Annotated in this window: 23 protein-coding genes; 9 read left to right on the top strand and 14 right to left on the bottom strand. The window is 72.1% G+C overall.

The genetic code is table 11. The annotated features are described in order from the left end of the window. Positions 1 to 3: 3 nt before the first annotated feature. Entirely contained in the window at positions 4 to 1,632 is a 1,629-nt protein-coding gene (locus E1291_RS02210; RefSeq protein ID WP_165494920.1) for an FAD-dependent oxidoreductase, read from the bottom strand. A gap of 318 nt (positions 1,633 to 1,950) precedes the next feature. Here E1291_RS02210 and E1291_RS02205 point away from each other — a divergent pair, with 318 nt between their 5' ends. The 4 genes from E1291_RS02205 to E1291_RS02190 all read left to right on the top strand — a co-directional run bounded on the left by E1291_RS02205 (position 1,951) and on the right by E1291_RS02190 (position 5,534). Further along, the gene (locus E1291_RS02205) at positions 1,951 to 2,757 is read left to right on the top strand and encodes an IclR family transcriptional regulator domain-containing protein (RefSeq protein WP_131735821.1); all 807 of its coding nucleotides are present in this window, start codon (positions 1,951 to 1,953) and stop codon (positions 2,755 to 2,757) included. 28 nt (positions 2,758 to 2,785) lie between these two features. Continuing rightward, positions 2,786 to 3,745, top strand: a complete 960-nt coding sequence (locus E1291_RS02200; RefSeq protein WP_131735820.1) for an intradiol ring-cleavage dioxygenase — start codon at positions 2,786 to 2,788, stop codon at positions 3,743 to 3,745. 2 nt (positions 3,746 to 3,747) lie between these two features. Next, a complete protein-coding gene (locus tag E1291_RS02195; RefSeq protein ID WP_131735819.1) occupies positions 3,748 to 4,827 on the top strand; it encodes a maleylacetate reductase in 1,080 nt (359 codons plus the stop codon). Positions 4,828 to 5,060: 233 nt separating this feature from the next. Further along, positions 5,061 to 5,534, top strand: a complete 474-nt coding sequence (locus E1291_RS02190) for a hypothetical protein (RefSeq protein WP_207400505.1) — start codon at positions 5,061 to 5,063, stop codon at positions 5,532 to 5,534. On the opposite strand, the gene E1291_RS02185 is transcribed toward E1291_RS02190, so the two are convergent. Next, positions 5,527 to 6,111 (bottom strand): hypothetical protein, encoded by a 585-nt coding sequence (locus E1291_RS02185; RefSeq protein ID WP_131735818.1) that lies wholly within the window; start codon positions 6,109 to 6,111, stop codon positions 5,527 to 5,529. The genes E1291_RS02190 and E1291_RS02185 overlap by 8 nt on opposite strands. A 94-nt stretch (positions 6,112 to 6,205) precedes the next feature. Further along, on the bottom strand, positions 6,206 to 6,733 hold the full coding sequence (locus E1291_RS02180) for a VOC family protein (protein ID WP_131735817.1): 528 nt from the start codon (positions 6,731 to 6,733) through the stop codon (positions 6,206 to 6,208). A 48-nt stretch (positions 6,734 to 6,781) separates the two neighbouring features. Between E1291_RS02180 and E1291_RS02175 the strand changes: the two genes are divergently transcribed. Next, positions 6,782 to 7,441: a TetR/AcrR family transcriptional regulator gene (locus E1291_RS02175; protein WP_131735816.1), complete on the top strand. Its 660-nt coding sequence runs from the start codon at positions 6,782 to 6,784 to the stop codon at positions 7,439 to 7,441. 43 nt (positions 7,442 to 7,484) lie between these two features. Here the strand turns inward: E1291_RS02175 and E1291_RS02170 are convergent, their stop codons facing one another. Further along, positions 7,485 to 7,853 (bottom strand): cupin domain-containing protein, encoded by a 369-nt coding sequence (locus tag E1291_RS02170; RefSeq protein ID WP_131735815.1) that lies wholly within the window; start codon positions 7,851 to 7,853, stop codon positions 7,485 to 7,487. A 67-nt stretch (positions 7,854 to 7,920) separates the two neighbouring features. Between E1291_RS02170 and E1291_RS02165 the strand changes: the two genes are divergently transcribed. Beyond that, positions 7,921 to 8,514: a TetR/AcrR family transcriptional regulator gene (locus tag E1291_RS02165; RefSeq protein ID WP_131735814.1), complete on the top strand. Its 594-nt coding sequence runs from the start codon at positions 7,921 to 7,923 to the stop codon at positions 8,512 to 8,514. 336 nt (positions 8,515 to 8,850) lie between these two features. Here the strand turns inward: E1291_RS02165 and E1291_RS02160 are convergent, their stop codons facing one another. The 7 genes from E1291_RS02160 to pdxR all read right to left on the bottom strand — a co-directional run bounded on the left by E1291_RS02160 (position 8,851) and on the right by pdxR (position 17,804). Then, on the bottom strand, positions 8,851 to 10,047 hold the full coding sequence (locus E1291_RS02160) for a cytochrome P450 (RefSeq protein ID WP_131735813.1): 1,197 nt from the start codon (positions 10,045 to 10,047) through the stop codon (positions 8,851 to 8,853). A gap of 516 nt (positions 10,048 to 10,563) precedes the next feature. Further along, positions 10,564 to 11,649, bottom strand: coding sequence for an LLM class flavin-dependent oxidoreductase (locus tag E1291_RS02155; protein ID WP_131735812.1), 1,086 nt, complete (start codon positions 11,647 to 11,649; stop codon positions 10,564 to 10,566). Positions 11,650 to 11,747: 98 nt separating this feature from the next. Then, complete coding sequence (locus tag E1291_RS02150; protein WP_131735811.1) at positions 11,748 to 13,484, bottom strand: amidohydrolase; 1,737 nt, start codon at positions 13,482 to 13,484, stop codon at positions 11,748 to 11,750. 26 nt (positions 13,485 to 13,510) lie between these two features. Next, complete coding sequence (locus E1291_RS02145) at positions 13,511 to 14,356, bottom strand: ABC transporter ATP-binding protein (RefSeq protein ID WP_131735810.1); 846 nt, start codon at positions 14,354 to 14,356, stop codon at positions 13,511 to 13,513. Then, positions 14,340 to 15,386, bottom strand: coding sequence for a taurine ABC transporter substrate-binding protein (locus tag E1291_RS02140; RefSeq protein ID WP_131735809.1), 1,047 nt, complete (start codon positions 15,384 to 15,386; stop codon positions 14,340 to 14,342). The genes E1291_RS02145 and E1291_RS02140 overlap by 17 nt, the downstream gene beginning before the upstream one ends. Before the next feature lie 58 nt (positions 15,387 to 15,444). Beyond that, the gene (locus E1291_RS02135) at positions 15,445 to 16,224 is read right to left on the bottom strand and encodes an ABC transporter permease (RefSeq protein WP_207400504.1); all 780 of its coding nucleotides are present in this window, start codon (positions 16,222 to 16,224) and stop codon (positions 15,445 to 15,447) included. 110 nt (positions 16,225 to 16,334) lie between these two features. Then, entirely contained in the window at positions 16,335 to 17,804 is a 1,470-nt protein-coding gene (gene pdxR, locus E1291_RS02130) for a MocR-like pyridoxine biosynthesis transcription factor PdxR (protein WP_131735807.1), read from the bottom strand. A gap of 237 nt (positions 17,805 to 18,041) precedes the next feature. Between pdxR and E1291_RS02125 the strand changes: the two genes are divergently transcribed. After that, a complete protein-coding gene (locus E1291_RS02125) occupies positions 18,042 to 18,551 on the top strand; it encodes a hypothetical protein (RefSeq protein WP_131735806.1) in 510 nt (169 codons plus the stop codon). 24 nt (positions 18,552 to 18,575) lie between these two features. Here E1291_RS02125 and E1291_RS02120 read toward each other — a convergent pair whose 3' ends face one another. Beyond that, positions 18,576 to 21,119 (bottom strand): ATP-binding protein, encoded by a 2,544-nt coding sequence (locus E1291_RS02120; protein WP_242613888.1) that lies wholly within the window; start codon positions 21,117 to 21,119, stop codon positions 18,576 to 18,578. A 182-nt stretch (positions 21,120 to 21,301) separates the two neighbouring features. Here E1291_RS02120 and E1291_RS02115 point away from each other — a divergent pair, with 182 nt between their 5' ends. Continuing rightward, positions 21,302 to 21,757 carry a carboxymuconolactone decarboxylase family protein gene (locus E1291_RS02115; RefSeq protein ID WP_131735805.1) on the top strand — a complete coding sequence of 152 codons (456 nt, stop codon included), beginning with the start codon at positions 21,302 to 21,304 and terminating at the stop codon, positions 21,755 to 21,757. Positions 21,758 to 22,129: 372 nt separating this feature from the next. Further along, on the top strand, positions 22,130 to 23,818 hold the full coding sequence (locus E1291_RS02110) for a hypothetical protein (protein ID WP_131735804.1): 1,689 nt from the start codon (positions 22,130 to 22,132) through the stop codon (positions 23,816 to 23,818). Positions 23,819 to 23,882: 64 nt separating this feature from the next. On the opposite strand, the gene E1291_RS02105 is transcribed toward E1291_RS02110, so the two are convergent. Next, a complete protein-coding gene (locus E1291_RS02105) occupies positions 23,883 to 25,043 on the bottom strand; it encodes a hypothetical protein (protein ID WP_131735803.1) in 1,161 nt (386 codons plus the stop codon). Beyond that, positions 25,036 to 25,686 carry an RNA polymerase sigma factor gene (locus E1291_RS02100; RefSeq protein ID WP_242613887.1) on the bottom strand — a complete coding sequence of 217 codons (651 nt, stop codon included), beginning with the start codon at positions 25,684 to 25,686 and terminating at the stop codon, positions 25,036 to 25,038. Before E1291_RS02100 ends, E1291_RS02105 begins: the two co-directional genes overlap by 8 nt. Between the last annotated feature and the right edge of the window lie 174 nt (positions 25,687 to 25,860).

Raw genomic sequence — 25,860 nt, 5'->3', positions numbered from 1 at the left:
CTCTCACGCGTGCTCGGGCTGCCGGGGCGCGGCGGCGACGCCCGCCTCCGGCGGTTCGGGGTTCTCCTGGCGGGTCGCCGCCCGGTAGGCGTCCGCGACCTCCACCGCCGTGGGCCGCGCGGCCCACGCGCGCGCCACATAGGCGTCGGGACGGATCAGGACCGCGGCGGCGCCCGCGAAGGCGTCCGCCAAGGCGGCGGCAGGGGCCGTCACGACCGTGACGGCGTCCGGCACCGCGCGGAGCCCCTCGGGACCGGAGTCCTGGGAGCCGAGCTCCTGAGAACCGAGCTCCTGAGAACCGGGCTCCTGGGAACCGGGCTCCTGGGAACCGGTGGCCTCGGCGAGGACGAACCCGGCGCTCCGGGCGACCTCCGTGTAGCTCGTCGTGGAACTCGTCCCGGACGGGGAGGTGACGGGGAAGTCGCTCACCCGGGTGCCGTCCGCCGCATGGCCGTCGGAGTCGCGGTGGTAGGACGTGCCGAAGCCGCTCAGCCGGTCGCGGAGCACGGCGTTGACCTCGGGGATCGGGATCAGTTCCCGCTCGACCAGGTCCTTGAGGGCCATCCCGGCCGGAGAGAAGTCGAAGTGCAGGCCGCACTGCGCGGCGACGTCGTCCATCAGCGCCCGGAGAACGGGGTGCCGCTCCTCGTGGTAGCCGTCGAGCAGCGCGTCCGGTGCCCGTCCCGTCGCGACCCAGCCCAGCTTCCAGCCGAGGTTGAAGGCGTCCTGGATGCAGTAGTTCATCCCTATGCCGCTCGCGGGATAGTGGACGCGGGTCGCCTCGCCCGCGAGCAGCACCGGCCCGCGGCGGAACTCGGGGACCATGCGGTGCGCGTCGCCGTAGCGCGACAGCCAGGTCGCCGATCGCACCCCGAAGTCGTCCCCGACGATCAGGCGCAGGGACTCCCGGACCTCCTCCATGGTCACCGGCTCGGTCTTGTGGACGTGCCGGCGGTGCTCGGCGACGATGATGAACCGGGTGATCCCCCGGCCGAAGGGGTAGGCGAGCACCCAGCCGTGCTCGTTGCGGCGCATCCGCATCGACGCCTCCCAGGGGAAGGACAGGTCGGCGTCCACGGCCACGGCGGTCATCCGCGTCGGGCGGCCCTCGAACGGGATGCCGGCGACCTCGCGGACGAGGCTGCGCGCGCCGTCCGCGCCGACCAGGTGGCGCGCGCGGAGCTCGTGCGCCGCGCCGGCGGCGTCGCGCACGGTCACCGCGACTCCGTCCGGGGTCACCTCGTGGACGAGGTAGGTGAGGCCGCGGCGCAGGTCGGCGCCCTCTTCCACGGCCCACTCCGCGAGCAGGTGCTCGGTCGTCATCTGTGGCAGGATCAGCGCGTACGGGAACTTGCTGGCCAGCTGGTCGTAGCGGAGCCCGGTCAGGCCCGCGTAGATGTAACGCGGCACCTCGAAGTCGGGCCGCCACCGCCGCGCCGCGTCCCGGAACCGGCCCATGAGCCCGCGGGCGTCGAGCAGCTCCAGCACGCGGGGCTGGATCACCCCGGCCCGCGAGTGGGTGTCCTCCGTGCGCCGCTCCACCACGATGACGCGGGCCCCGGCACGGGCGGCCTCGGCCGCGACCGTCAGTCCGGCGGGGCCGCCGCCGATGACGATGACGTCGGCTGACATGGCGCTGGCTGACGGGGCACTGGCTGACGCGGCACTGGCTGACGGGGCGCTGTTCGACATGTGCTTGCCTCCACTGAAGCGACCGTTGTACGGCTACTTGACCGAAGTACGGTCAATCAGGCCGGGTACTGGCAGCATTGAACGCGCCTCCGGGGCGGTCAAGGGACCCGTTCATTGATTGCACTACCTCTTGACCTGCACACCTGAGATCACCGAGGCGAAATCCGGCTGAACGGTCACTTGACCGGAGGACGGTCAGATCTCCTATGCTGGGTCGAGAGCCGGCGGGCCGCGAGCCCGCCGCCGGGAGGGAGCGACATGCCGCGCGACGACGCCGGCCCGGACTTCATCGAGGCCCTGGCCCGCGGTCTCGACGTGCTCCGCTGCTTCGGCCCGCACCGCGCGCCGATGTCGCTCACGGAGATCGCGACGGCGACGGGGCTGGCCCGTCCGACGGCCCGCCGGATCGTCCGCACGCTCGAACACCTCGGGTACGCGCGCACGACGCCCGAGGGGGTCGTGCTCACCCCGCGCGTGCTCGAACTCGGCGTGGCCTACACGCTGTCCGCCGGTCTGTGGGACGTCGCGCTCCCCCACCTGCGCGACCTCGTGGAGGAGACGGACCAGGCGGCCTCCATCGCCCAGCTCGACGGCTCGGACATCCTCTACGTCGCCCGCGTCGAGGTGCCCAAGGTGGTCGCCGTGAACGTCCGGGTGGGCGCGCGCCTCCCCGCCGCCAGCACCGCGCTCGGCAAGGTCCTGCTCGCGTCCCTGGACGCCGCCGCTCTCGGCGAGGCGCTGCGCACGCCGCCGCGCTCGCCCGTCCGGGCGCACCGGCCCCGGCCGCCCGGCGAGATCGAGGCCGAGCTGCGGGAGGTGCGCGCCCGCGGCTGGGCCGCGACCGACGGGGAGGTGGCGCCCGGGATCCGCTCGGTCGCCGCGCCGCTGCGCGACGGCGACGGGCGGACGGTCGCGGCGGTCAACCTCACCGTGATCGCCGCCGAGGTCGGCCACCGCGAGCTGATCGACGACCTGCTCCCGCTGCTGCTCCAGACGACCGGCGTGATCGGGCGCGACTACGAGCTGATCCACACCGCGCCGCAGCGCGCGGTGCGCGGGTCGTGACGACCGCGGACCCACACGAGAGGCGATCATGGACCTACACCCCGTCCCCGACCCCGACCCCGCCACCTCCCCAACGGGCACCTCCCCGTCGGGCGCCGTTCCCCCGGCGGCCGAGCTGTTCTCCGAGGAGCGGTCGGCGGAGGTGGTCGCGGCGAGCTTCGCCGCGACCGCGGACCCGCGCCTGCGGCGGATCCTCACCTCCCTCGTCCGGCACCTGCACGACTTCGTCAAGGACGTCGAGCTCACCGAGCGGGAGTGGGCGGCGGCGATCGAGTTCCTCACCGCGACCGGGAAGACGTGCTCCGGCACCCGGCAGGAGTTCATCCTGCTGTCCGACGTCCTCGGCGCCTCGATGCTGGTCGAGACCATCAACAACCGGGCCGGCGGCGGGCTCACCGAGTCGACCGTGGAGGGGCCCTTCCACATGGTCGAGTCCCCGGCCCGCGAGCTGGGCGCCGACATCGCCGAGGACGGCAAGGGCACGCCGTGCCTGGTCACCGGCAGCGTGAGGGGCTCCGACGGACGCCCTGTCCCCGGGGCCGTGGTCGACGTGTGGCAGGCCAACGCCGAGGGCTTCTACGACGTCCAGCAACCCGACGTGCAGCCGCCGCGCAACCTGCGCGGGCTGTTCACCGCGGACGCGGAGGGCCGGTTCTGGTTCCGCTCGATCGTCCCCCGGTACTACCCCATCCCGCATGACGGCCCGGTCGGGCGGCTGCTGGACGCGACGTCCCGGCATCCGAACCGGCCCGCGCACGTCCACTTCGAGGTGTCCGCCCCCGGATACCGGACGGTGACGACGCATCTGTTCGTCGCCGGGACGCCCTACATCGACTCCGACGCCGTGTTCGGCGTGAAGCCCAGCCTGGTGCGCGAGTTCCCCGAGGTGGACGACCCGCGGCGCGCGGCCGAGGCCGGTCTGTCCAACCCGTTCCGCACGGTGAACTTCGACATCGTCCTGCGCGCCGACGACGCCCAGGAGGTGTGAGCATGTTCCAGACGTCCTTCTCCTACGACGCCCTCCCGATGCGGGTGCGGTTCGGTTCCGGCACCATCGCGTCCCTCCCCGAGGAGGTCGCCCAGTTGGGGGCGCACCGTGCCCTCGTGCTCTGCTCGCCCGAGCAGCGCGCGACCGGGGAGGCCATCGCGGATGCGTTGGGCGAGCGGTCCGCCGGAGTGCTCGCCGAGGCGCGCATGCACGTCCCGGTCGAGGTGGCCCGGCGCGCCCGCGCGCGCGCCGCCGAACTGGGCGCCGACGCCTGCGTGGCCGTCGGCGGCGGGTCGGCCATCGGGCTGGGCAAGGCCATCGCGCTGGAGCACGACCTGCCGGTCGTCGCCGTCCCCACGACCTATGCGGGCTCGGAGATGACCGCGGTGTGGGGGCTCACCGAGAACGGCCGCAAGCGCACCGGCAAGGACCGGCGGGTGCTGCCCGCGCGCGTCCTGTACGACCCGGACCTCACCCTCGGGCTGCCGGTCGCCATGTCGGTGACCAGCGGCTTCAACGCCATCGCCCACGCCGCCGAGGCGCTGTACGCGCCGGACCGCTCACCGGTCATCTCGCTGATGGCCGAGGAGGGCGCGCGGGCGATGGCCGGGGCGCTGCCCGCCGTGGCCGCCGACGGCGGCGATCGCGCCGCCCGGGAGCGGGCGCTGTACGCGTCCTGGCTGTGCGGCGCGTGCCTCGGCGCCACGACCATGTCCCTGCACCACAAGCTGTGCCACGCCCTCGGGGGAACGCTCGACCTCCCGCACGCCGCGACCCACACCGTCGTGCTGCCGCACGCCCTCGCCCACAACCTGCCCGCCGCCCCCGACGCGGCCGAGGCCCTGTCACGGGCACTCGGCTCGGACGACCCGGCGCGCCGCGTCTGGGACCTCGCGGGCACCCTGGACGCGCCGCGGTCGCTGCGCGACCTCGGTATGGGCGAAGGCGACATCGATCCCATCTGCGACCAGGTCGTGGCCGCCCCGTACGCGAATCCCGCGCCCGTGACCCGCGAAGGCGTGGCACGACTGCTGCACGCAGCCTGGAACGGCGACCCCCCGCTCAAAGCCGCGCCCCACTAGAAACCGGCCGGTCTAAAACCGCGCCAGCCTAAAACCGAGCCGGGCTGCGCCCCACCAGGCAGACGTCTCCGCCAGGAATCGCGACCTCATGCAGGACGTGGGCGAGAGGTGCCGCGAAGCCGCCCCTCCCCGGCCCGCCTGTCCTAGCCGTCGAACGCGCCCCTGTGGTGGGTCTGGAATCCTGGCGTTCGTCCAGTGCAATGGGTGGCGAGTTGAGCGGGGAAGTGCAGGCCATGTCCGAGGACGCGGATGACGACGATCTGCTACTCGATGCGAACCTGCGGCGATACGGGCTCGGCCCGGACGGTGACCTGCTCGCCGAGGTCCGTGAGAATCTGCGAGAGCGCATCGCCGCGGAGCATCGCGAGCAGGGGCTCGGGAACACCGAGCTGATGAGGCTGTGCTGTGTTCAGCTGTTCAACGCCGGGGATCTGGAGGACGTACTGCTCATCTGGCAGGCGAAGACGTCGAGCTGGGACGCGCAATGCTCGGTGGACGTCCAACTCCTGTGCGGAGCCGGGCTGCCGGAAACGAAGGCGTTCCTCGCCGGACGAGCCCATATCGAGGAGGCTGGCGAGGCGTTGACATGGGTGAACGAGTGCGAGGCGGCGGGCGATTTCGACGGTTTCTCCGTCCAGGAGTACGCCGAATTCCAGGCCGCCTACTATCTCGGCGGGCCGTCCGATCCCGGAGAAGGGCTTAGCTGATCTCCAGGGACACCAGGTCGACGTAGGCGTCGTTGTACACCCCGGACTTGCGGATGAACTGCATGCCCACGAGCGCGTAGGTCACCCACGGCGGCACCGGGCCGGTGACGCCCCGGCGCAGCAGGCCGGTCCTGCCGTGGCGCTCCGCGGCCTTCACGAACCTCAGCGTGTGGGCGGCGAACCTGACCTCGCCGCCGTCGGTCCCGATGAACTCCAGGCTGATCCCGGCGTAGTCGTCCTGGTGTCCCCACCCTCCGGCCAGCGCCGAGAACGCGTACTGGGCGGTCCCCCCGCGGATGAAGTCCCGGAGCCCGTCCAGCATGATCGCCTGCTTGCACGCGGCGAGTTCCACCCCCGGGCCGCCGGCGAAGAAGTTGGTCCCGCGCTCGGACGGGCCCACCTCGTCGGGTTCGGGGAACGGAAGGCCCCGCGGGTCGACCGCGCCGTACTGCACGATCACCGGCAGCGGGTAGCCGTCACTCTCCCAGCCCGGCACCGCGCCGGACCCCTGCACCCGCCCGTCCGGTGAGCCGGGGCCGCCGGCCTCGGCGTCGCCGTTGACGATGAGATTCGCCATGTCGCTCTCCTGTTCCCGGCCGCATCGGACCGGACCTCGTGATGATCGGACAGGGCCGTCCTGATCGGACGCCCGTGTCCCGGCACGCTCGTGATCAGTCGCGGCGCGCCCGCGCGGACGCGGCGGGCCCGCCGCCGGGGCTGGTCAGCGGCGGGTCGGTGGGGGCCGGTTCGGTGTGGTGCTCGGTGGTGTAGAAGCGGATCTCGTGCCCGTCGGGGTCGTGCAGCTGCGGCAGGATCCACCCGATGGTGGCGTGGTGGACTCCCGCGTGGTCCTCGCCCAAGGCCGTCAGGCGCGCGGCGAGCCGCTCGATGGCGGGCCGGTCGGGGACGCCGATGGCGAAGTAGTCGAACCCGGCGGAGGCGGCGGCGCGCTCGGCGTCCAGCCGCAGGGCGAACCGCGGCCCGCCCGCCGGGTGCCGGAGCGCGTACCCCATCAGCGCGCCCTGCTCGACGAACTCGATCTCGATCTCGTATCCCAGCCGGGTGCGGTACCACTCCAGCGAGCGGCCCAGGTCGGCGACCGGGAGCTTGACGTGGTGGACACCGTCCAGGCGCGGCGGCCCGGGGTCTTCCGGCGGACGGGCGGGCGAGGGGGCTCCGGCGACGCGAACGTCCGGCATGGGATCTCCTTGCAGTTCGACTGCATCTATGCAGTTATACTGCAACGCATGACCGACCCCGTCAATCCTCCGGCCGAATCCGGTCCCCCCGCCAAGCCCGACCTGCGCGCCGCCCGCGTCGCCGAGACCGAGGAGCGGATCCTGCGCGCCGCCACCGAGCTGTTCGTCCGGGACGGCTACACCGCCACCACGCTGACCGCGGTCGCCGAGCACGCCCAGGTGGGCGCCCGCACCGTCTACGTCCGGTTCGGCACCAAGGCCGCGCTGCTCAAACGCGCGGTCGACGTGGCCTTCGCCGGAGACACCACCGAGATCGACATCCGCCACCGGGACTGGTACACCCGCGCCGGCACCGCCCCCACCGCCGCCGAGCGCATCGCGGCCCTGGCCGGCGGGACCCGCCAGATGATGGGCCGCGCCGGCGACATACTCGCCGTCGCGCTGCAGGCCGCCGCGGTCGAGCCGGAACTGGCCGCCGCCTCCCAGGCCGGCCGCCGCGCCACGCACGACAACATCCGCGCGTTCTGGACGAAGCTCGCCGGCGACGGCCTCCTGCCGCCCGGCCGGGACGTCGACCGGCTGACCGACACCGCGGCGCTGCTCGTCCACGCCGAGACCTACCTGCTGGCCCGGAACATGATCGGCTGGACGCTCGACGCCTACGAGGACTGGCTCACGCGCACGCTCATCGAGCTCGTCACCCCGTGAACACCGAAGGTCCCCGGCACGCGCCGGGGACCTTCGGGCGCGATCAGGGGGCGGCGGGCCCCAGCGGAGCGCGTCCGGCCGGCGCGGGGGCCGGACGCGGCTCCTTGAGCTCGATGAAGATCGAGTGGGTGGGGGTGTCGCCGATGTTCTCCCCGGCGTGCTCCTGCGCGTCCAGCCACCGCGCCTGCCCCGCGGTCAGCCCGAGCTCGACCGTCCGGCCGCCGGACGTGAGCCGCCGGGTGAACGAGCTCAGCGTGACCATGACGCTGTCGGGGTGGCCGTGCGGCTCGGTCCTGTCGCCCGGCCCGTCCCTGTACTCCAGGACGCGGACGCGGTCGTTCTCGAAGAGCACCGTGTAGAGCTCGGGGTTGGTCGCCGTTGGATCCCGGTACGCCGTTGGGTTCTGCTGCATGGCCGCGCCTCAGGCTCGCCGTCGAGATGGGACTGCAGTCCCATGGGACGAAGGTACCATGATGGAAATGTCAGTACCATATGAAGCGTCCGGACGCCGGGAGCAGAAGGCCCGGACCCGGGAGGCGCTGGTCGCCGCGACCCAGTCGTTGATGGCGCGCGGGGTGACGCCCACCGTGGAGGAGGCCGCGGCCGAGGCGCGGATCTCCCGGACGACGGCCTACCGCTACTTCCCCAACCAGCGGGCGCTGCTCCTCGGCGCGCATCCGGAGACCCGGCGGAGCTCACTGCTGCCGGACGACGCCCCGGACGACCCGGAGACGCGCCTCGACCTCGTCATGCGCTCGTTCACCGACCTCACCGTCGCCTGGGAGCCGCAGCTGCGCGCCTCGCTGCGGCTGTCGCTGGAGCCCGGCGCCGAGCAGCCGCCGCTGCGCCAGGGCCGCGCCGTCGGCTGGATCCTGGACGCCCTGGACCCGCTGCGGACGAGCCGCCCCGGCCTCGACGTCCACCGGCTCGCGGTGGCGATCCGCTCGGCGACCGGCATCGAGGCGCTGGTCTGGCTCACCGACATCGGCGGCCTTCCCCGCGACGAGGCGACAAGGGTGATGCGCGAGTCGGCACGAGCCCTCCTGCGAGCGGCACTCGCCGACCCCTCCTGAAGCAACACCGACCGAGCAGCACCAACTGAGCCCCACGAACCAAGCAACGCCCACCCAGCAGTGCCGACCGAACCGTAACCACCCACCCGCGCACGCCCAGCCCGCGCACGCCCAGCCCGCGCACGCCCAGCCGTCCCAGCAAGCCGCGCCCACTCAACCGTGCCACCCAGCTGTGCCACTCAGCTGTGCCACCCAGCTGTGCCACTCAGCTGTGCCACTCAGCTGTGCCGACAAACCGCGCACGTCGGACCGCGCCCACTCAACCGTGCCAGCCAGCCGTGCCCATTTAGCCGTGTCGGCCGGGCGTCTCGCTGGGTGGGCGTCGCGGGGGGCGCGTCACCAGGCGACCGGGAGTTCCTCGGGACGGCGGACGAAGCGGTCGACGAGCCAGGAGACGCTGTCGGCGGGTTCGGCGAGGCGCAACCCGGGGAGCCGCTCGGTGAGAGTCTCCAGGGCGACCTGGAGTTCCATCCGGGCCAGGGCGGCGCCGAGGCAGCGATGCATGCCGTAGCCGAAGGCGATGTGCGGGTTCTTCTCCCGGGCGAGGTCGAGCGTCTCGGGGTCGTCGAAGACGTCCGCGTCGCGATCGGCGGCGGACAGCTCGACGAACACCTGGTCGCCCGCGCGCAGGGGCACCCCGCCGACCTCGACGTCCGTCAGGACGAACCGTGTCAGCGACCCCTGGGTGAGCAGCGGCAGGTACCGCAGCAGTTCCTCCACCGCCGCCGGGATCAGCTCCGGCTCCGCGACCAGCCGCGTGTACTCGCCGCTGACCAGCAGCACGAAGACGAAGTTGGGGATGTGCGCGGCGGAAGTCTCGTGGCCCGCTCCGTGCAGGATGCGCAGCAGGTTCTCCACCTCGCCGTCGGTGAGGTGGTCGCCCTCGATCCGCGCGTTCACCAGCGCGCCGATGAGGTCGTCGGTCGGCTCCCGCCGCCGCTGCGCGGCCAGGTCCCCGAGGTAGGCGTTCATCTTGTCCAGGCCGTCCATGGCCTGTTCCACCGACGCCGTGCCGATGAGCAGGTCCTCGGACCAGACGCCGAAGCGGTCCCGGTCGGCGAGCGGCACGCCGAGGAGGTCGCAGATGACCTGCAGCGGCAGGCTGAGCCCGAGCCCCCGGAACAGGTCGGCCGGCGGCCCCTGGGCGATCATGTCGTCGACGATGCCGTCGGCGATCCGCCGTGTCCCGGGCCGTAAACCCTCCACGCGGCGCGGGGTGAACGTGCGGTACACGAAGCGCCGCAGCCGCGTGTGGTCGGGCGGGTCCACCGCCAGGAGGGTCTGGGTCGTCGGATCCACGGGCGTCGCCCGGGCGACGCGGTCGCCGGGGATTCCCACACGCTCGCAGTCGCGGCTGAAGGCGGGGTCGCTCAGGACGAACCGCGCGTCCTCGTAGCGGGTGACCAGCCAGGCGGGATCCCCGTACTTGAGCTGGACGCGTACGGGTGCCCCTCCTTCACGGATGGCCGCGAGCTGGGGCGAGGGACGCAGGGCATGCTCTGCGGGGAAGGGAAAGCTGGCAGGAGAGGGCACCACGGACTCCAGCCGTTTGGGGATGTATGTCACACAATGCCCGCGCCCTCCGGCCCTAACATCACCCGTGCGTCAGTCCTCACTGGCGACCACACCACGTCACATTCACCGGCTCGCGGCCACCACCGCGATGGCCTCGCCCAACGGCACGTCAGAACGCGGCGTGCGCTGGCCCGGTGCACCAGGGCGACGCCGCCGCGGCCACAGGTGACCGTCAGGGGACGCGTGAATGCCCCGGCCCTGGACCAGCATTCCGATCGCTCCCGCGACCGAGTTCACCACCCAGCCCAGCCCCCGAAGCCGCCTTACCGCCCACGTGCCCTACCGCCCATGGAGGGACCGCAAGAACCCGCATGCCCGCGCGTCCGCGCGCAGAAGAAGATCGGGGTCGGCCTGACCGACCCCGATCACACGACGCGCCCGAGCGCGCGGGGCACCGGCGACCCCGTGGTCGTATGCGGGGTGTCCGCGACCACGGGATCGACGTGCGCTCGGCGAGCCCTCGTCAGGCCCTCGTCAGGCCGGTATGGGGGTGAGCCTGGGGAGGAGGTACTCGCCCACCCGGTACGCCTCCTCCAAGTGCGGCCAGCCGGACAGGATGAACTCCTCGATCCCGAGGTCCGCGTACTCCCGGATCAGGCCGGCGACCTCGTCGTAGGAGCCGACGAGCGCCGTCCCGGCGCCCTCGCGGACCAGGCCGACGCCGGCCCACAGGCCGGGCGAGACCTCCAGGCTCCGCACGTCCGCGCCCTGCCCGCCGTGCAGGGCGGCCATGCGGTTCTGGCCGGTCGAGTCGAACCGGGCGAACCGCTTCTGGGCGGCCTCGATCCGGGCCGGGTCCATGCCCGCGAGCAGGCGCCCGGCCTCGGCCCACGCCTCCTCGGAGGTGTCCCGGGCGATCACGTGCAGCCGGATGCCCAGCCGCAGCGCCCGGCCCTCCCCCGCCGCCAGGGCGCGCAGCCGGGCGGCGCGCTCGGCGACCGCGGCGGGCGGCTCGCCCCACATCAGCGCCACGTCCGCGTGCGCGGCCGCGACCCGCTCGGCGGCCGGGGACGCGCCGCCGAAGTAGATGTCCGGGACGTCCGCGAGCGGGACGGCCAGGCCGCCGCCCTGGAGCCGGTAGTGCTCGCCGTGGAAGTCGTACGGCTCGCCGGTCCACTGGCGGCGCAGCACGTCCAGGAACTCGGCGGTGCGGCCGTAGCGGGCGTCGTGCTCCAGGAAGTCGCCGTAGGCCCGCTGCTCCACCGGGTCCCCGCCGGTGACCACGTTGAGCAGCAGCCGCCCGCCGGAGACGTCCTGGAACGCCTGCGCCTGCTGGGCCAGCAGCGTGGGCAGCGTGAACCCCGGCCGGAACGCCACCAGCAGCTTGAGCCGGTCGGTGTGCTGGGCGACCGCCGCGCAGACGATCCACGGGTCCGGGCATCCCGCGCCGACCGGCGTGAGGGCGGCCTCGAACCCGGCGTCCTCCGCGGCCCGCGCCACCTGGGACAGGTAGCGCACGCTGCCGGGCCGGTCCGAGGGCCGGTGCGCGTCGGTGCTCATGATCGCCGTACGGACGTCGTGCCCGTCGCCCGTGGTGGGAAGGAACCAGTGGAAACGCACGGAAACACCTTTCTGATCAGCGGGGATCACGCTGTGGGGGCTCACGCTGTGTTGATCACGCTGGGGAGATCACGCTGTATTGATCACGGGGGTACGGATCACGCTGTGTGGACGGTCTTTCCGCCGACGATCGTCCGCAGGACCCTGATGTCCTTGATCTTCTTCGGGTGCGCGGTGACCGGGTCGTCGGACAGGACGACCAGGTCGGCGAGCTTGCCGGGCTCGATGGAGCCGCGGCTGTGCTCCTCGAAGTGCTGCCAGGCGGCGTCGATGGTCACGGCGCGCAGCGCCCGCAGCGGGGTGATCCGCTGCTCGGGGCCGAGCACCCGGCCGCTGCGGGTGATCCGGTTGACGGCCGACCAGACGGCCTGCAGCGGGCTCTGCGGGACGACCGGCGAGTCCAGGTGCACGCTGGAGCGCAGGCCGCGGCGCTGGGCCGAGCGCAGCGGGCTGATCCGGCTGGCGCGCTCGGGGCCGAGGAAGATGTCGCGGTGCTGGTCGCCCCAGTAGTAGGTGTGCGAGACGAAGAAGGACGCCTGGACGCCGAGCCGCCGCATCCGGTCGAGCTGGTCCTCGCGGGCCGTCTGGGCGTGCTCGATCCGCAGCCGGTGGTCGCGTTGCCCATGCTTCTTGATCGCCGCCTCGTAGGCGTCGAGCAGGTCGTCGATGGCCGCGTCGCCGTTGCCGTGGATGCGGATGGCGTACCCGTCGGCGTACAGCCGGTCGACCCGGGCCTTCAGCAGGTCGGGGCCGTAGTTGGTGTAGCCGCGGTAGCCGTCGGGCAGGCCGTCGGCCAGCTTGTGGTACGGCTTGGTGAGGTAGCCGGTGTAGCCCTGGATCGACCCGTCGTACACCGATTCCCCGTAGCCTGAGACCCGGACCCACTCGTCCCCGGTGCCCTCGGCGAGGGGCAGCCCGGCGAGCGGGTCGCCGCTCAGCATGAGCAGGCTGCGGAAGCCGATGACGCCGGTCTTGTGCCAGGCGCCGAGCGCCGCGTAGAGGTCGGCGCCGCCGCCCGCGATGACGCTGGTCGTGACCCCGGCGGCGGTGAAGAGCTCGCTGGTGGCGCGGGCCCCGGCCGTGAGCTGGTCGGCGCCGAAGGCGGGCTGCAGCCTGTTGACCAGGTTCTGGGCGGACTCCTGGAGGAGCCCGGTCGGCTCGCCGGTCGCCGGGTCCTTGACGATCACGCCGCCGGCGGGGTTCGGTGTGTCCTTGGTGATCCCCGCGAGCTTGAGCGCCACCGAGTTGGCGACGCCCATGTGCCCGTTGGTGTGCGCCGCCCAGATCGGCAGCGTGGAGCTGGCCCGGTCGAGGTCGGCGGCGGTGGGGTGGCGGCCCTCCGCCAGGAGCGTCTGGTCGTAGCCCCAGCCGCGCACCCAGCCGCCGGGCGCGGTGCCGTCCGCCTTGGCCTTCAGCGCGGCGACGAGGGACGCGACGTCGGTGACGGTCCCGACGGGCGGGCTCGACAGGTCGGCGAAGTACAGCTTGACGAGGCCCGGGTACGGCGCGTGGCTGTGCGCGTCGATGAAGCCGGGCAGCACCGTGCGGCCCTTGAGGTCGACCAGCTCGGTGCCCGGTCCGGCGAGCCGGCGGATGGCGTGGTCCTTGCCGACCGCGACGATCCGGCCGCCCTTGACGGCGATCGCCTCGGCCCTGCGGTGGCCGGGCCCCATGGTCAGGACCGCGCCGCGGTGGTAGATGGTGTCGGCGGCCGCGCCGGGGGCGGTCCGCTCACCGGCGGCCGCCGGGAGCGCGGGCAGCATCGCGGAGGCGACGGCGGCCAGCGAGCCGCCGATGAGCGCGCGGCGGCCGACGTCGCCGCACAGGGTGCACATGATCGTTTCTCTCCTGGGTTCGGGGGTCAGGCGGCGGCCGCGCGGACGGTGGCCGCGACGCGCTCGCGGCGGCCGGGGAAGTCCGGGTGGGTGTGCGGGTCGTCCTCACCGGGCAGCGTGGACGTCTCGTCGAGGACGATCCGCCCGGGGCGCCTGCTGAGGGCGATGATCCGGGTACCGAGGAAGACGGCCTCGTCCACGCTGTGGGTGACGAACAGGATGGTCGTGCCGGTGCGCCGCCAGATCCGGCGCAGTTCCTCCTGGAGGCGCTCGCGGGTGAGCGCGTCGAGGGCGGCGAACGGCTCGTCCATGAGCAGGATGCGGGGGCCGGGCGCCAGGGCCCGCGCGATGGCGGCGCGCTGCTGCATCCCGCCGGACAGCTCGTGCGGCAACCGCCCGGCGGAGTCCGACAGGCCGACGAGGTCGAGCAGCTCGTCGCTGCGCGCGCGCCGCTCGGCGGCGGAGGCACCGGCCGTCCGCAGGCCGAACTCCACGTTCCGCCGGACGGTGAGCCAGGGGAAGAGCCGGGGCTGCTGGAACACGACGCCGCGGTCGGGGCCGGGCCCGGTGACCGGCGCGCCGGCCACCGCGACCTCGCCGCCGGTCGGCCGGGCGAAGCCCGCGACCAGGCGCAGCAGCGTGCTCTTGCCGCAGCCGGACGGCCCGACGATCGTGACGAACTCGCCGCCGGGGATGTCGGCGTCGACGTCGCGCAGGGCGTCCACCGGGTCGGCGCTCTTGAACGCGCGCCCGAACACGCCGCCGCCCCGCCGCTTCCCGCCGTAGGTCAGCGAGACCTCGCGGAGGGAGACGGCCGCGGCACGCTCATCCGCGGCCCGCTCGTCCGGGGCCCGCTCATCCGGGGAAGGCATCGGCGAGCTCCTTGGCGGCCAGGCCCTGCTGGAAGACCGTCTGCTCGGGCACGGAGGGGATCTTGTTCTGCGCCTTGAGGAACTGGGCGGCGCTGAAGAGGTTCTGCGCGAACGCGCCGGGACGGCCCGGCGCGCCGATGTACTGCGGGCCCGCCTGCTGCCGGCCGTCCAGCAGGACGAGCTGGTCGATCTGCTTGCCGGCCTGGTCCGGGGGCAGGTTGAGCTGGCGCCCGACCGCGGCCGCCGCGGTGGCCTTGTCGGAGCGGATCAGCTTGATCGCGCGGTCCTGCTGCTGGAGCCACAGGGTCAGCGCCTTGGGGTACTTGCCGGCGAAGGCCGTGCGGACGACGGCGAGGTCGGCGGTGACCTTCCCCTTGGCGGCGAGGTCCTTGCTGGTGACGAGGACCTTGCCGGTCTTCTCCAGCTCCGACAGCACGGGCGTCCAGACGTAGGCGGCGTCGATGTCGCCCCGGGTCCAGGCGGCCTGGATGTCCTGCGGCTCCAAGTCGACGATCTTCACGTCGGACTCGGTGAGCCCGCCGTCCTGGAGGGCGGCCAGCAGGCTGTAGTGCGCGGTCGAGGAGAACGGCGTGGCGATCTTCTTGCCGCGCAGCTCGGTGATCTTCGTGGCCTTGCGGGCCACCAGGGCCTCGTTCTCGCCGATCACGTCGAAGATCCACGGCACCTTGTAGGGGATGTTCAGCGGCGCCGACAGGCCCTTGGTGACCGGGCTCGACCCGGCCAGCCCGATGTCGAGCGATCCGGCGATCATCGCGGTGTTGACGTCGCCGCCCGAGTCGAACCTCGACCAGGTGATCTTCGTCTTGGGCAGCGCCTGCTCCAGCCACTTCTGGTCCTTGACGACCAGGTCCCCGTTGGGGATGAGCTGGTAGCCGATGCGCAGGGTCTTCGGGGTGCCGTCGGAGTTCTCCCCTCCGCCGGACGCCTTGGCCGCCCCCGTGCCCGAGGAGCAGGCGGCCAGCCCGAGGCAGAGCACCGCGCCGAGCGCCAGGCCGTACGTCTTGTTCATGGTTCTTCCTGTTCTTCGGGGTCGTGCGAGGTTTCGCGGGTCGAGCGGCGGGGGGAGATCAGGACCGGCCGCGCCACGGGACGAGGCGGCGTTCGGCGAGTTGGAGCAGGGCGTCGATGAGCAGGCCGGAGGCACCGATGGTGAGCAGCCCGAGGACGACCACGTCGGTCTGGTTGTAGCGCTGGGCGTCGCGGATCATGCCGCCGATGCCCGGCACGCCGTTGACGGTCTCGGCGGCGACGACCGTGGTGTAGGCCACGCCCACGGCCACCCGGACGCCCGTCATGATCTCGGGAAGTGCCGAGGGCAGGACGATCCGCAGCGGGATCTGCCAGCGGCGCGCGCCGAGCGAGCGGGCCGCGAAGACGTAGTCCTCGTGCACCCCGCGGACGGCCTCGGCCGTGGCCACCGCGACCGGCGGCAGGGCCGCCACGAACAGCAGGATGACCTTCGGCGACTCGTCGATGCCGAACCAGATGATCAGGAGGCTGAAGTAGGCCAGCGGGGGCAGCGTGCGCACGAACGTCACCAGCGGGCCGAGGAGCGCCCGCACGGTCGGGACCAGGCCGATGACCAGCCCGAGGACGATGCCGCCGACCACGCCGTAGAGGCTGCCGAGCAGGATGCGGCGCAGGCTCGCCCACAGGTGCTCGTAGAGCAGGTGGCCGGCGTAGCCGCGCTGCCCGTCGTGGGTGGTGGAGGTCTGGAGGAGCTGGTGCCAGACGGACCCCGGCGAGGGGACGAAGACCTCCGACCACAGGTGCGTGGCCGCGACGGCCCACCAGATCGCGAGCAGGGCGAGCACCCCGCCCGCTCGCAGCGCCACGGCACGCAGCACGCCGCACCCCTCTCCATATAACCGACCAAAATAGTTGGAATAGGAAGAGTAAGTGCCGATGTGGTTCCGTGCAAAGAGCCAGTTTCCGCCGATCGGCTGGTACCAGCCGCCTAGCCGAGCATCCTCTTCGTCTCGTCGGCGATGACGGCGACGCCCTCGGAGATCCGCTCCGGGGCCAGCGCGCCGAACCCGAGCTTGATCCAGTGCCGCGGTATCGGGCCGCCGCCGGTGCCCGGCGAGGCGAAGAAGAAGGTGTCGCCCGGCTCGATGAGGACGCCGCGCGGCTCCAGCCGCGCGGCCAGCTCGCGGGTGTCCAGGCCGTGCGGGCCGCCGATCCAGACGCTGACGCCGCCCGCGCGGGGGCGCATCGCCCAGTCGGGCAGGTGCAGGCGCACCGCCTCGACCGTCCGCTCCCAGCGCCGCCGCATGGCGTCGCGCAGGTGCCGCACGCCGCGCCGGTACTCGCCGGACGCGATGAGCAGGGCCAGGGCCCGCTGCTGGTGGCCGGACGGGTGCCGGATCGTGTACCGGCGCAGGTCCCGCAGGTGCTCGATCAGGGCGGGCGGGCCGGACACGAAGCCCAGCCGCAGCCCCGGGGCCAGGAACTTGGAGAAGCTGCCCAGGTAGATCACGGCGTCGGGGTCGAGCGAGGCCAGCGCGGGCGAGGCGCGCCCCACGAACCGCAGCTCGGTGTCGTAGTCGTCCTCGACCAGGACGATCCCGCGCTCGCGGGCCAGCGCGACCAGCCGCTGGCGGCGCTGCCCGCTCATCGTGACGTTCGACGGGTAGTGGTGCGTCGGCGTCGTCACGGCCAGCTCGACGTCCAGGAGCCGCTCGTCCACGATGAGCCCGCCGTCGTCCACCTCACCGGGCACCAGCGCGGCTCCGGCGCGGGCGAGGATGTGCCGGGCGTCCGGGTAGCCGGGGTTCTCGACCAGCACCCGGCTGCCCTCGCGCACCAGCGCCCCGGCGACCAGGTGCAGCCCCTGCTGCGACCCGACGGTGACCAGCACGCGGTCGGGACCGGCGGCGATCCCCCGCGCGGCGAGGATCTCCCGGCAGATCACCTCGGCCAGCAGCGGGTCGTCGGCGTCGATGCCGTCCTGGAGACTGAACCGCCGGTGCTCGCCCTGCAGCGCCTCGCGCAGGGAGCGCAGCCAGGCGCGCTCGGGGAACGCCTCGGACGGCAGATGCCCGGTCACGAACGCATAGGGGTAGCCGTCCCAGTCGGTCGGCTTGCGGATGTGCGGCAGCTCGGCGGCCCCGGGCGGCGGCTCCAGCCGGGCGAGCCACCCGGGCGCGTCCGGCGCCGCCGGGTCGGTGACCCGGCGCGCCGTCAGCTCCTCGTTCACGACGTGCCCGGACCGCTCCCGGGCGATGACCACCCCGTCGGTGATCAGTTCCTGGTAGGCCAGGTTGACGGTGTTGCGCGACACCCCGAGCTCGGCCGCGAGGTCCCGCGACGACGGAAGCCGCCGCCCCTCGAACCGCCCGGCGAGGATGGCCTCCTCCAGCCCGCGCCGCACCCTCCGGTACAGCGGCTCGTCCCCTTCTTCCCCGACCGGGAACAACAAGCCCACGCCCGCAAGCCTAAGCGCCCCCGCACACCGCTCTGACCTGCCATCACATCCCACCACCGCCCGCGCCCGTTCCCGGACGACGTCCGGGGTCCCTCGGCCCCCGGCCGCCTTGGCGAGGCTTAAGACCCGGCTGCGATCTTGCTTTCAGCGATGGCGCGGCCGTACGCACCGGGTCGGACCAGTGACGACGCCCCGCGTACCGCCCCGGACCATCGTCAAAGGGAGAGGTAGGGAATCATGCGCAAGCTCGCCATGATCGCGGCAACGGCACTCACCATCGGCGGACTCGGAACCTCGGCCCTGACCTCCGCACAGGCGTCGGCTCCTCCGGCACCCGCGCGGAAGGCGATGCACTGCACCGTGGTACTGAAGAAGCCGCGTCCGGGCCAGGCGTCCTCACCGGTCGTCTCGCAGACGTGCGGCGACACGAAGAAGGACCTCCGTGCCCTCGATGACACCCTGCTCATCACGCTGTACCAGCACGCCGACTACGGTGGCGCCTCACTGGAGGTCAAAGGGCAGGACGGCCCCTGCGACAAGGCGGGGTACAAGTTCCCCGTTGTGCCGTGGCCATGGTTCGAGATGGTGTCCTCGTTCCGGGCCACCAACGACTGCCACTGGACGTCGGCTTGGAGCGAATTCAACTTCGGCGGCGGGACGGACGGGTGGTACGCCCAGAACGTGCCCTATGTCGGCATCTTTCTGAACGACAACTTCCGCTCGTTCACCATCCGCGGTCTTCCCTAGCCGCCCGCCAGGCCTGACCGTCCGTCAGGCGACGGTCCCGGTGGTCTTCAGGAGTGCGCGCGCCGCGGCGCGGTGCTCGGCGGCGGCCACCGGGTCCGTCTCGTCGAGGACGGTCGCGATCCCCTCGTGGGCCAGCGCCTCCTCGTTGCGGTGGCCGAGCCGCGGGGCCAGGTCCAGCGCCTGCCGGTGCAGGCGCAGGGCCTCCCCGGGCAGGCCCGCCGCCCGGCAGGTCTCGGCGTAGCCGTTGAGGAAGTGGATCTTCCAGTGCTCCTCGAACAGCTCGTCCAGCAGCGCGAACGCCTCCCGGTGGCTGTCCAGCGCCTCGGCGTGCCGGCCCATCCGCCGCAGCGCGACTCCCAGGCAGTTGAGGCACCACGCCTCGTTGTGCCGGTGCCCGTCCTCGCGGGCCAGCGCCAGGGCCCGGCGCAGGTGCCCGGTCGCCTCGCCGGGGTCCTCTCCCGCGATGGCCACGCCGAGGGTGATCCGGGCCGTCATCGCGGGCGGCCACGCGGGGTCGGGGTGCGCGACGTCCAGCGCCTCCCGGGCCAGCCGCGCCGCCTCCGCGTGGCGCCCCAGCTGGAGCATCGCCCACCCCTCGTAGGCGGTCGCATGGGCCGTCCCCATCGCGCATCCGGCGTCGGCGTAGAGCCGGCCCGCCCGCCGGAAGAGGTCGAGCGGCTCCTCCACCTCGCCCTCGTCCCAGCGCAGGAAGCCGCGGCGCATGGTCAGCTCGGCCTCGGACCTGCTGTCCCCGGCCCGCGCCAGGAGGGGCGCCGCCTGCTCGTACGCGGAGTCCGCCTCCGCCATCCGGCCCGCGTTGTAGCGGGCGAAGCCGAGGTCGCTGTGCGCCTCGGCCAGCCGTAGCGGATCGCCCAGCCGCCGCGCGGCGTCCAGCGAGCGCTCGAACAGGACGTTGAGGTGGGTCGTCCCGCAGCGCCGCGCGAAGAAGGCCCGCATGGAACGCGGCAGCTCGCACACGTGAACGTCGGCCCCGGCGGCGTCCGCCGCCTCGAAGGCCGCCATCAGGTTGGTGTACTCGGTGACGAACCAGAACAGCGCGGCGTGCTTGCCCGCGAACTCCGGCAGCGCGGCCGGCGGCGGGCCCGCGGCGAGCTCCCGGCCGGACGACGGGTACGACATCGCGGCGTCGGCGGCGGCCGCCGCGTGCACGTAGTAGCCGAGCACCCGGCGCAGGGCCCGGTCCGGCTCGGCGGGCGGGTCCTGCTCGGCGGCGGCCCGGCGCGCGTGCTGGCGCACCAGGTCGTGCAGCCGGTAGCGGCCCGCCGCGGGCTGCTGGACGAGGTGCGCGTCCAGCAGGTCCTCCAGCATCGCCCGGACGTCGCGCAACGGCAGGTCCGCCAGCGCCGCCGCGACGTAGGCGTCGAAGGTCGAGCCGGGCAGCAGCCCCAGCAGCCGGAACAGGCGCCGCTGGGCCCGGTCGAGCTGCCGCACCGACATCGCGAACGCGGTGTGGAACTCGGTGTCGAGCTCGGTGGCGCCCTCCGCCATCCGCTCGACGAGCACCCCCACGGTCCAGCCCGGCCGGTGCCGCAGCCGGGCCCCGGCCAGCCGCAGGGCCAGCGGCAGATGGCCGCACAGCCGCAGCACCTCGGCGGCGGACTCCGGCTCGCGGGCCAGCCGTCCGTCGGCGCCGCTGGCGCGGGCCAGCAGCTCGGCGCTCTCCGCCGGGGACAGCACGTCCAGGGACACCGGCGGGACCTCGTCCAGGCCGAGCAGCCGGTTACGGCTGGTGATCAGGACGACGGACGGGCCGGCGCCGGGCAGCAGCGGCCGGACCTGCTCGGCGTCCGCCGCGTTGTCGAGGACCACGACGGCCCGCCGGTGCGCCAGCTCCGACCGCCAGCACGCGGCCAGCGGCTCGACGCCGCCCTCCTGCGGGATCCGCTCCGACGGCGTGCCGAGGGCCGCGAGCAGGGTCCGCAGCGCCGGGTCGGGGCCGAGCGGCTCCCGCCCGGCGGTGAACCCGTGCAGGTCGACGTAGAGCTGGGCGTCGGGGTACTCGGCGGCGAGCCGGTGCGCGGCGTGCACCGCCAGGCAGGTCTTGCCGACGCCCGCCATGCCGTCGACGGCGACGACCCGGCCGCCGTCCACCGCGGCGAGCACCGCGGCGAGCTGCGCCTCACGCCCGGTGAAGTCGGGCACGTCGCGCGGCAGGTCGTTGCGGGGCGGGAGCGGCGCCCCCGGCGGCGGGGACGGCGGCTGAACCTGGCGGCTGGTCTTCGGCGGCGCGGGCAGCGGCGCCATGGCCCGCTCCCACAGGGGACGCAGCGGACGGGGGTCGCGCTTGACGAGCCGGCACAGGGCGATCACCGCGCCCCACGGCGGCACGGTCCGCCCGGCGAGGTAGCGCGACAGCGACGACGAGCTGAGGCCGGTGTCGCGGGCCAGCGCCCGCACACCGAGCCCGGAGAGTTCCTGCAGCAGGCGGAGCCGGCCGGCCAGTTCCTCCCGCGGATCTGCCGTGCCCTCCCGCCGGGCCTCCCGCCCAGCCTCCCGCCCAGCCGCCCGCCCGGCCGCCTGCACAGCCGCCCGCCGCTGCTCGACCACCGTTCCCGTTCCTCCCCGTCCCACCCGGCCGGACGTTTCCCGGCCCGCGTCGTCGCTGCTCAAGGGTGTTGCAGCTGTCCCACGGTGTCCCATCGCCGTCGCCATGGCAAGCCCGTCCGGCTGTGATGGAGTCACGCCCCGGGGGAACGGGGCACTGGCTCACGAAAGAGGAGAACACCGAGATGCAGGCTCGTATGCAGAACCCCGCCTTCGTCCTGTCCGGCGCGATGCAGCCCATCCAGGAGATCTTCAAGGCCGTCCACTCCGGCGGGGTGGACGCGCAGACGCTGGAGCTGGTCCACCTGCGGGTCAGCCAGATCAACGGGTGCAGCGCCTGCGTCGACGCGGGCGCCAAGACGGCCCGCAAGTCCGGGGTGAGCGACGAGCGGCTGGCCACCGTCGCCGCCTGGCGGGAGGCCCCCTACTTCACCGACGAGGAGCGGGCCGCGCTCGCGCTGGCCGAGGCCGCGACGCGGCTGGCCGACCGTCCCGACGCGGTGAACGACGAGATCTGGGACGGCGCCGCGGCCTTCTTCGACGAGAAGCAGCTCGCCGCGATCGTCCTGATGATCGGAGTCACCAACCTGTTCAACCGCCTCAACGCCACGACCCGCCAAATCGCCGGCGCCTGGGGCTGAAGACCACGGGCCCCGGCGAGGAGTCGCCGGGGCCCGCTCCGTCCCGCCGTTCAGGGGCATCGGCGCAGGCCGCGAACGGCGGCGAAGCCAAAGGGCCCGGAGCCGTAACCGCGCGCACACTCATCGCAGCAAAGTGGCCGCGCCATTCAAAGGGACGCCACACCCCTTTGTCAATCCATTTAAAAGTCAAGTGTGATCTACATCTACAAAAAAGTAGATCTTCTTCTCTTGCTCTCACGTGGCCATTGGATGAAGCTTTACAAAAGCCTTGACAGATGAGGTGAAGAACACGCATCCGCCCCAGTGGTCCCGAGAAGAAGGAACGTCAAATCCATGGGCACACGTTCGCTATGGCGTACGCACATTACGCTGATGGCACTGCTGGTCTGCCTGGCAGCGCTCATCGCGTCACCGCCGGGCAAGGTCGGGTCGGCCGGAAAGGCCCACGCCGATACCGGTGGTGACTCCCAGTTCCACACGATCACGCCCGCCGTGCTGGCCGACACGCGCAGCGGCACGGGTGGCGTCCCGACGGCCAAAGTCCCGCCCGGAGGATCGATCACCTTCCAGGCGGCGGGAACGGCGGGAATACCGGCCACCGGAGTCTCCGCGATCGTCACCAACGTGTCGGTCTACGCCGCGGACGCCTTCGGCTGGATCAACGCCTACCCGTCCGACCAACCGACAACGATCAGCACATTGACCTACGCCGCCGGTGAGACCACCAATACCGAAGACTTCACGCGCCTGACCGCTACCGGCCAGATCACCGTGAAGAACAACGGCAGCGGCACGGTCGATATCGCCGTCAGCGCCCGGGGCTACTTCCTCGACGCGGCGTCCTCCAACTCCGGGAACGAGTACTACCCCCTCGACAGCGCCTTCCTGTACGACACCCGAGCGGGCAAGGTAACGGGCTCGCCCGCGCACAGTGCCGCCCCCATTCCGGCGAACTCCTCGGTGACCGTCGATGTCGCCGGACAACTGGAGATACCCGCGACCGGCTCCACCGCCGTAGCCCTCAACGTGGCCGCCCTCAATCAGAAGGCGCAGGGGGCATTGACGGTGAGCCCGTCGGATCAGACCGACACCGGGCTTCCGGTGGTCAACTACAACCCGAACGAGACCGACAGCAGCTTCGTGGTCGCACAGCTCACCGCAACCGGCAAGCTCGTTTTCCATAACAAGGGGACGACTCCCGTTGATCTCGCGGTCAGCGTACGGGGGTACTTCAAGGGAGCGGCGGACGGGGACGGCTCGACCTACAAGCCGACTCCCACCGGTCTCCTGATCGACACTCTCGCCGGCACCAACACCGAGGGCGGAAGCACCGCGGCTCTCGCGGCCGGCAAGACCCTCACGTTCAATGCCGTCGAACTGGCCGGGCTCGGCACCCTGGACACGGACGTCTCGGCTCTGGCCCTGAACATCGATGCTCGGCAGCCGACGGCTCAGGGATGGCTGTCGGTCTACTCGGCCGAGGACGGCGACCCCGGCGTCAACAGCGTCAACTTCGACGACAACGGCGAGAGCGCCAACGGCTTCGACCTGGTCATGCCGGACTCACACGGCAACGTGTCCATCACCAACCACAGCGGCGGCACCGTCCACCTCCAGGTCTCCCTGCGCGGATACTTCACCGGTACCGCCCCGCCGGCGGAGACCGCGGAGAGCGTCGACGACGAATCACAGGAGATTCCGGAAGGCGGAGTGCAGGCACAAGGGGGCCGCTACATCCAGCTCGTTGACGTCGTCCTCAACCGGCAGCGCGGCCAAGGATGGGGCTGGCTCTACTGGGGCGGCAACGCCCCCTACAGCATCTCCACCAAGTTCACGGTCCAAGACCAGGATGCGGACGGCTACTGCGTGGCCATGGTCATATACGGCGACGGCAAGAACCTGACCAACAAGAACTGGGCCATTTGCGGGAAGGCGCAGCAGCGAACCTTGTCCTACAGCATCGGCCGCCGGCTCTACAACGCCGGAATCAGACTCTGCCGGGCCAAGTGGAGCAAGAGCATAAACAACTACAAGTACAGCGGCTGCACGTCGCCCGCCTAAGCATCAGATGAGCTCGGTTCGCCCGGTTCCCTTTCCGGCACGGGAACCGGGCGAACCCATGTCCCTATGGCCGCTGTCCGGCATCCGGCCCGGTGTTGAGTGATTTCGGCACGAGGCTGCTCGCGGGCTTGTTGGTCCACTCGGCGGTCTCGATCACTTCGTAATACCAGCGAACACTCGCCGGCAGCCCCGCGTTGAGCCGTCCGGGAGCGACGAGGATCTGCTGACTCGCGGTAAGCCTTCCATTCCGCGGATCTATCAACAGTTGCCAGTCCACCGTTCCGGACGCGCTGGACGTCTCGCGCATCGATATGGCCTTTCCGGAACGCCCCCGAGCATCGGTCGCGGTGCCGAGGCGAACGTTCTTCAGGCTCGCCAGGAGCCGATAGGTCGCGATGCGCACCTTGTCACTGACAGGCGCGTCCACCAGCAAGAAGGACGCGCTCTGGAACAGGAACAGATCCGGGTCGCGCAGGCGCTTGTGGTCGGTCCGGGTGGCATGGTTCAGCAGCCAGGCGCGGAGTTCGGCGGGATCAGTGGGGAGCCTGCGCGCCGTCTCATCGCTGACGTCCAGCACCGTCCCCCCTCCCATGGCCGGGCCGATCGACCTGCCCGGGGCCTCGACGCCCAGTTCATCAGGCTCGGGCCGGAGGTCGGTGTTCCATTCCTTCCGTGCGGCGGCGGTCGCCGGACGGCCCCTCAACTGATCACCGGGCCACTCGAGATGGGTCGTCGGATGAGCGGGGGCGCTTCCGGTGAACGGCTTCGAGGACGCGACGAGGAATTCGTCTCCCTCGATCTCCATCGGATACGTCACGCCCTTGCGATAGGGCGACTTCGCCATGACGGTGCCACCGGCCACGGCATGTCTGTACCACACGGCTCCCGCACCGCCTTCACGCGCGCGCGCATCCGCTGCGGCGAGCAGAAAATTCGCCGCCGGCCCACTGTAACCGGCCAATGGCTCGGGAGAGTAGAGCGGGCGGTTGTACCACGAGATGACTCCCCATCCGGCCACCGCTACCACCGCGGCCGTCAAGCCGGAAACCAAAGTCACCCGCCATTTCTTTGCCGACGGCCGCCCCGCTCCCGGACGCCTGAGCCGGGGCCTTCCAGGGCGATTCATCTCGGACATCAGCCGGGCGCGGGCCGTTTCCTCCGTCTCCGGCGATGGTGACCTGTTCGCAGTGTGCAGCTCGGCAATCCGATCGTTCAGGTCAGGCATCAGGCTCTCCCCCGTGAGATGACGCTGCCGCCGCCTGTGGCAGTGCGGCCTTCAGTTGGCGGCGTGCACGGTTGAGACGTGAACACACGGTGCCGTAGGCGATTCCAAGGGCCTGCGCGACCTCGACGTAACTCAGGCCCCCCAGAACATTGAGCAGCAAGGCGTCCCGGTCGCCATGTTTGAGCTTGGCCAGCGCATCGCTCAATGGCCCGTCCACCGTATTGGACGCGCTGAGCGCATCGTCTTCGTACTGGTCTGATGACGTTCGCGCCTTCAGCCGCACGATCGCCTTGTACTTGCGCATCTCGCTTCTGCGATGCCGGCTTATGAGATGGGTGGCGATGCCGTACAGCCAAGGCCGCGCCGTACCGGTGCCCGGATCGAACTTCCGGCGAGAGCGGAAGGCGATCAGGAACGTCTCCGCCGCGATGTCGTCGGCGATGTCGGGGCCGAGTCGCCGGTCCACGTACCGATGGATCTCCGCGTAGTACCGGTCGAAGATCACGGCGAAGCTCTCCGGGCGGCGCCACGACGCGACGATCGGCTCGACGTCCGATGGCGGCGCCGTGGTCAACTCCGCCCCGGGGCTGTCCAGAGTCTGATCATCGACGCTCCTTGCGAGGGTGCGGGAGGGCTTGAGCACACTGTTGATTGCCCGCTGCGACCTCGATCCTTCTCGGCGGCCTCATCTTCGAGGAAGCCACGCCGCGACCTCAGCACCGAGCGGCGCTCGGGGATGCGACGCCAGGACACCCACCACTACCCTGAAATGGGAATTCGTCCTCAGACTCACCGAGCACCGAGGACTGCCCACACA

Origin of the sequence: Actinomadura roseirufa, from assembly GCF_900659635.1 — a bacterium.
GTDB classification, from domain to species: domain Bacteria; phylum Actinomycetota; class Actinomycetes; order Streptosporangiales; family Streptosporangiaceae; genus Spirillospora; species Spirillospora roseirufa.
The sequence above is the reverse complement of the archived record's forward strand: the minus strand, read 5'-3'. Positions and strand labels throughout refer to the sequence as shown.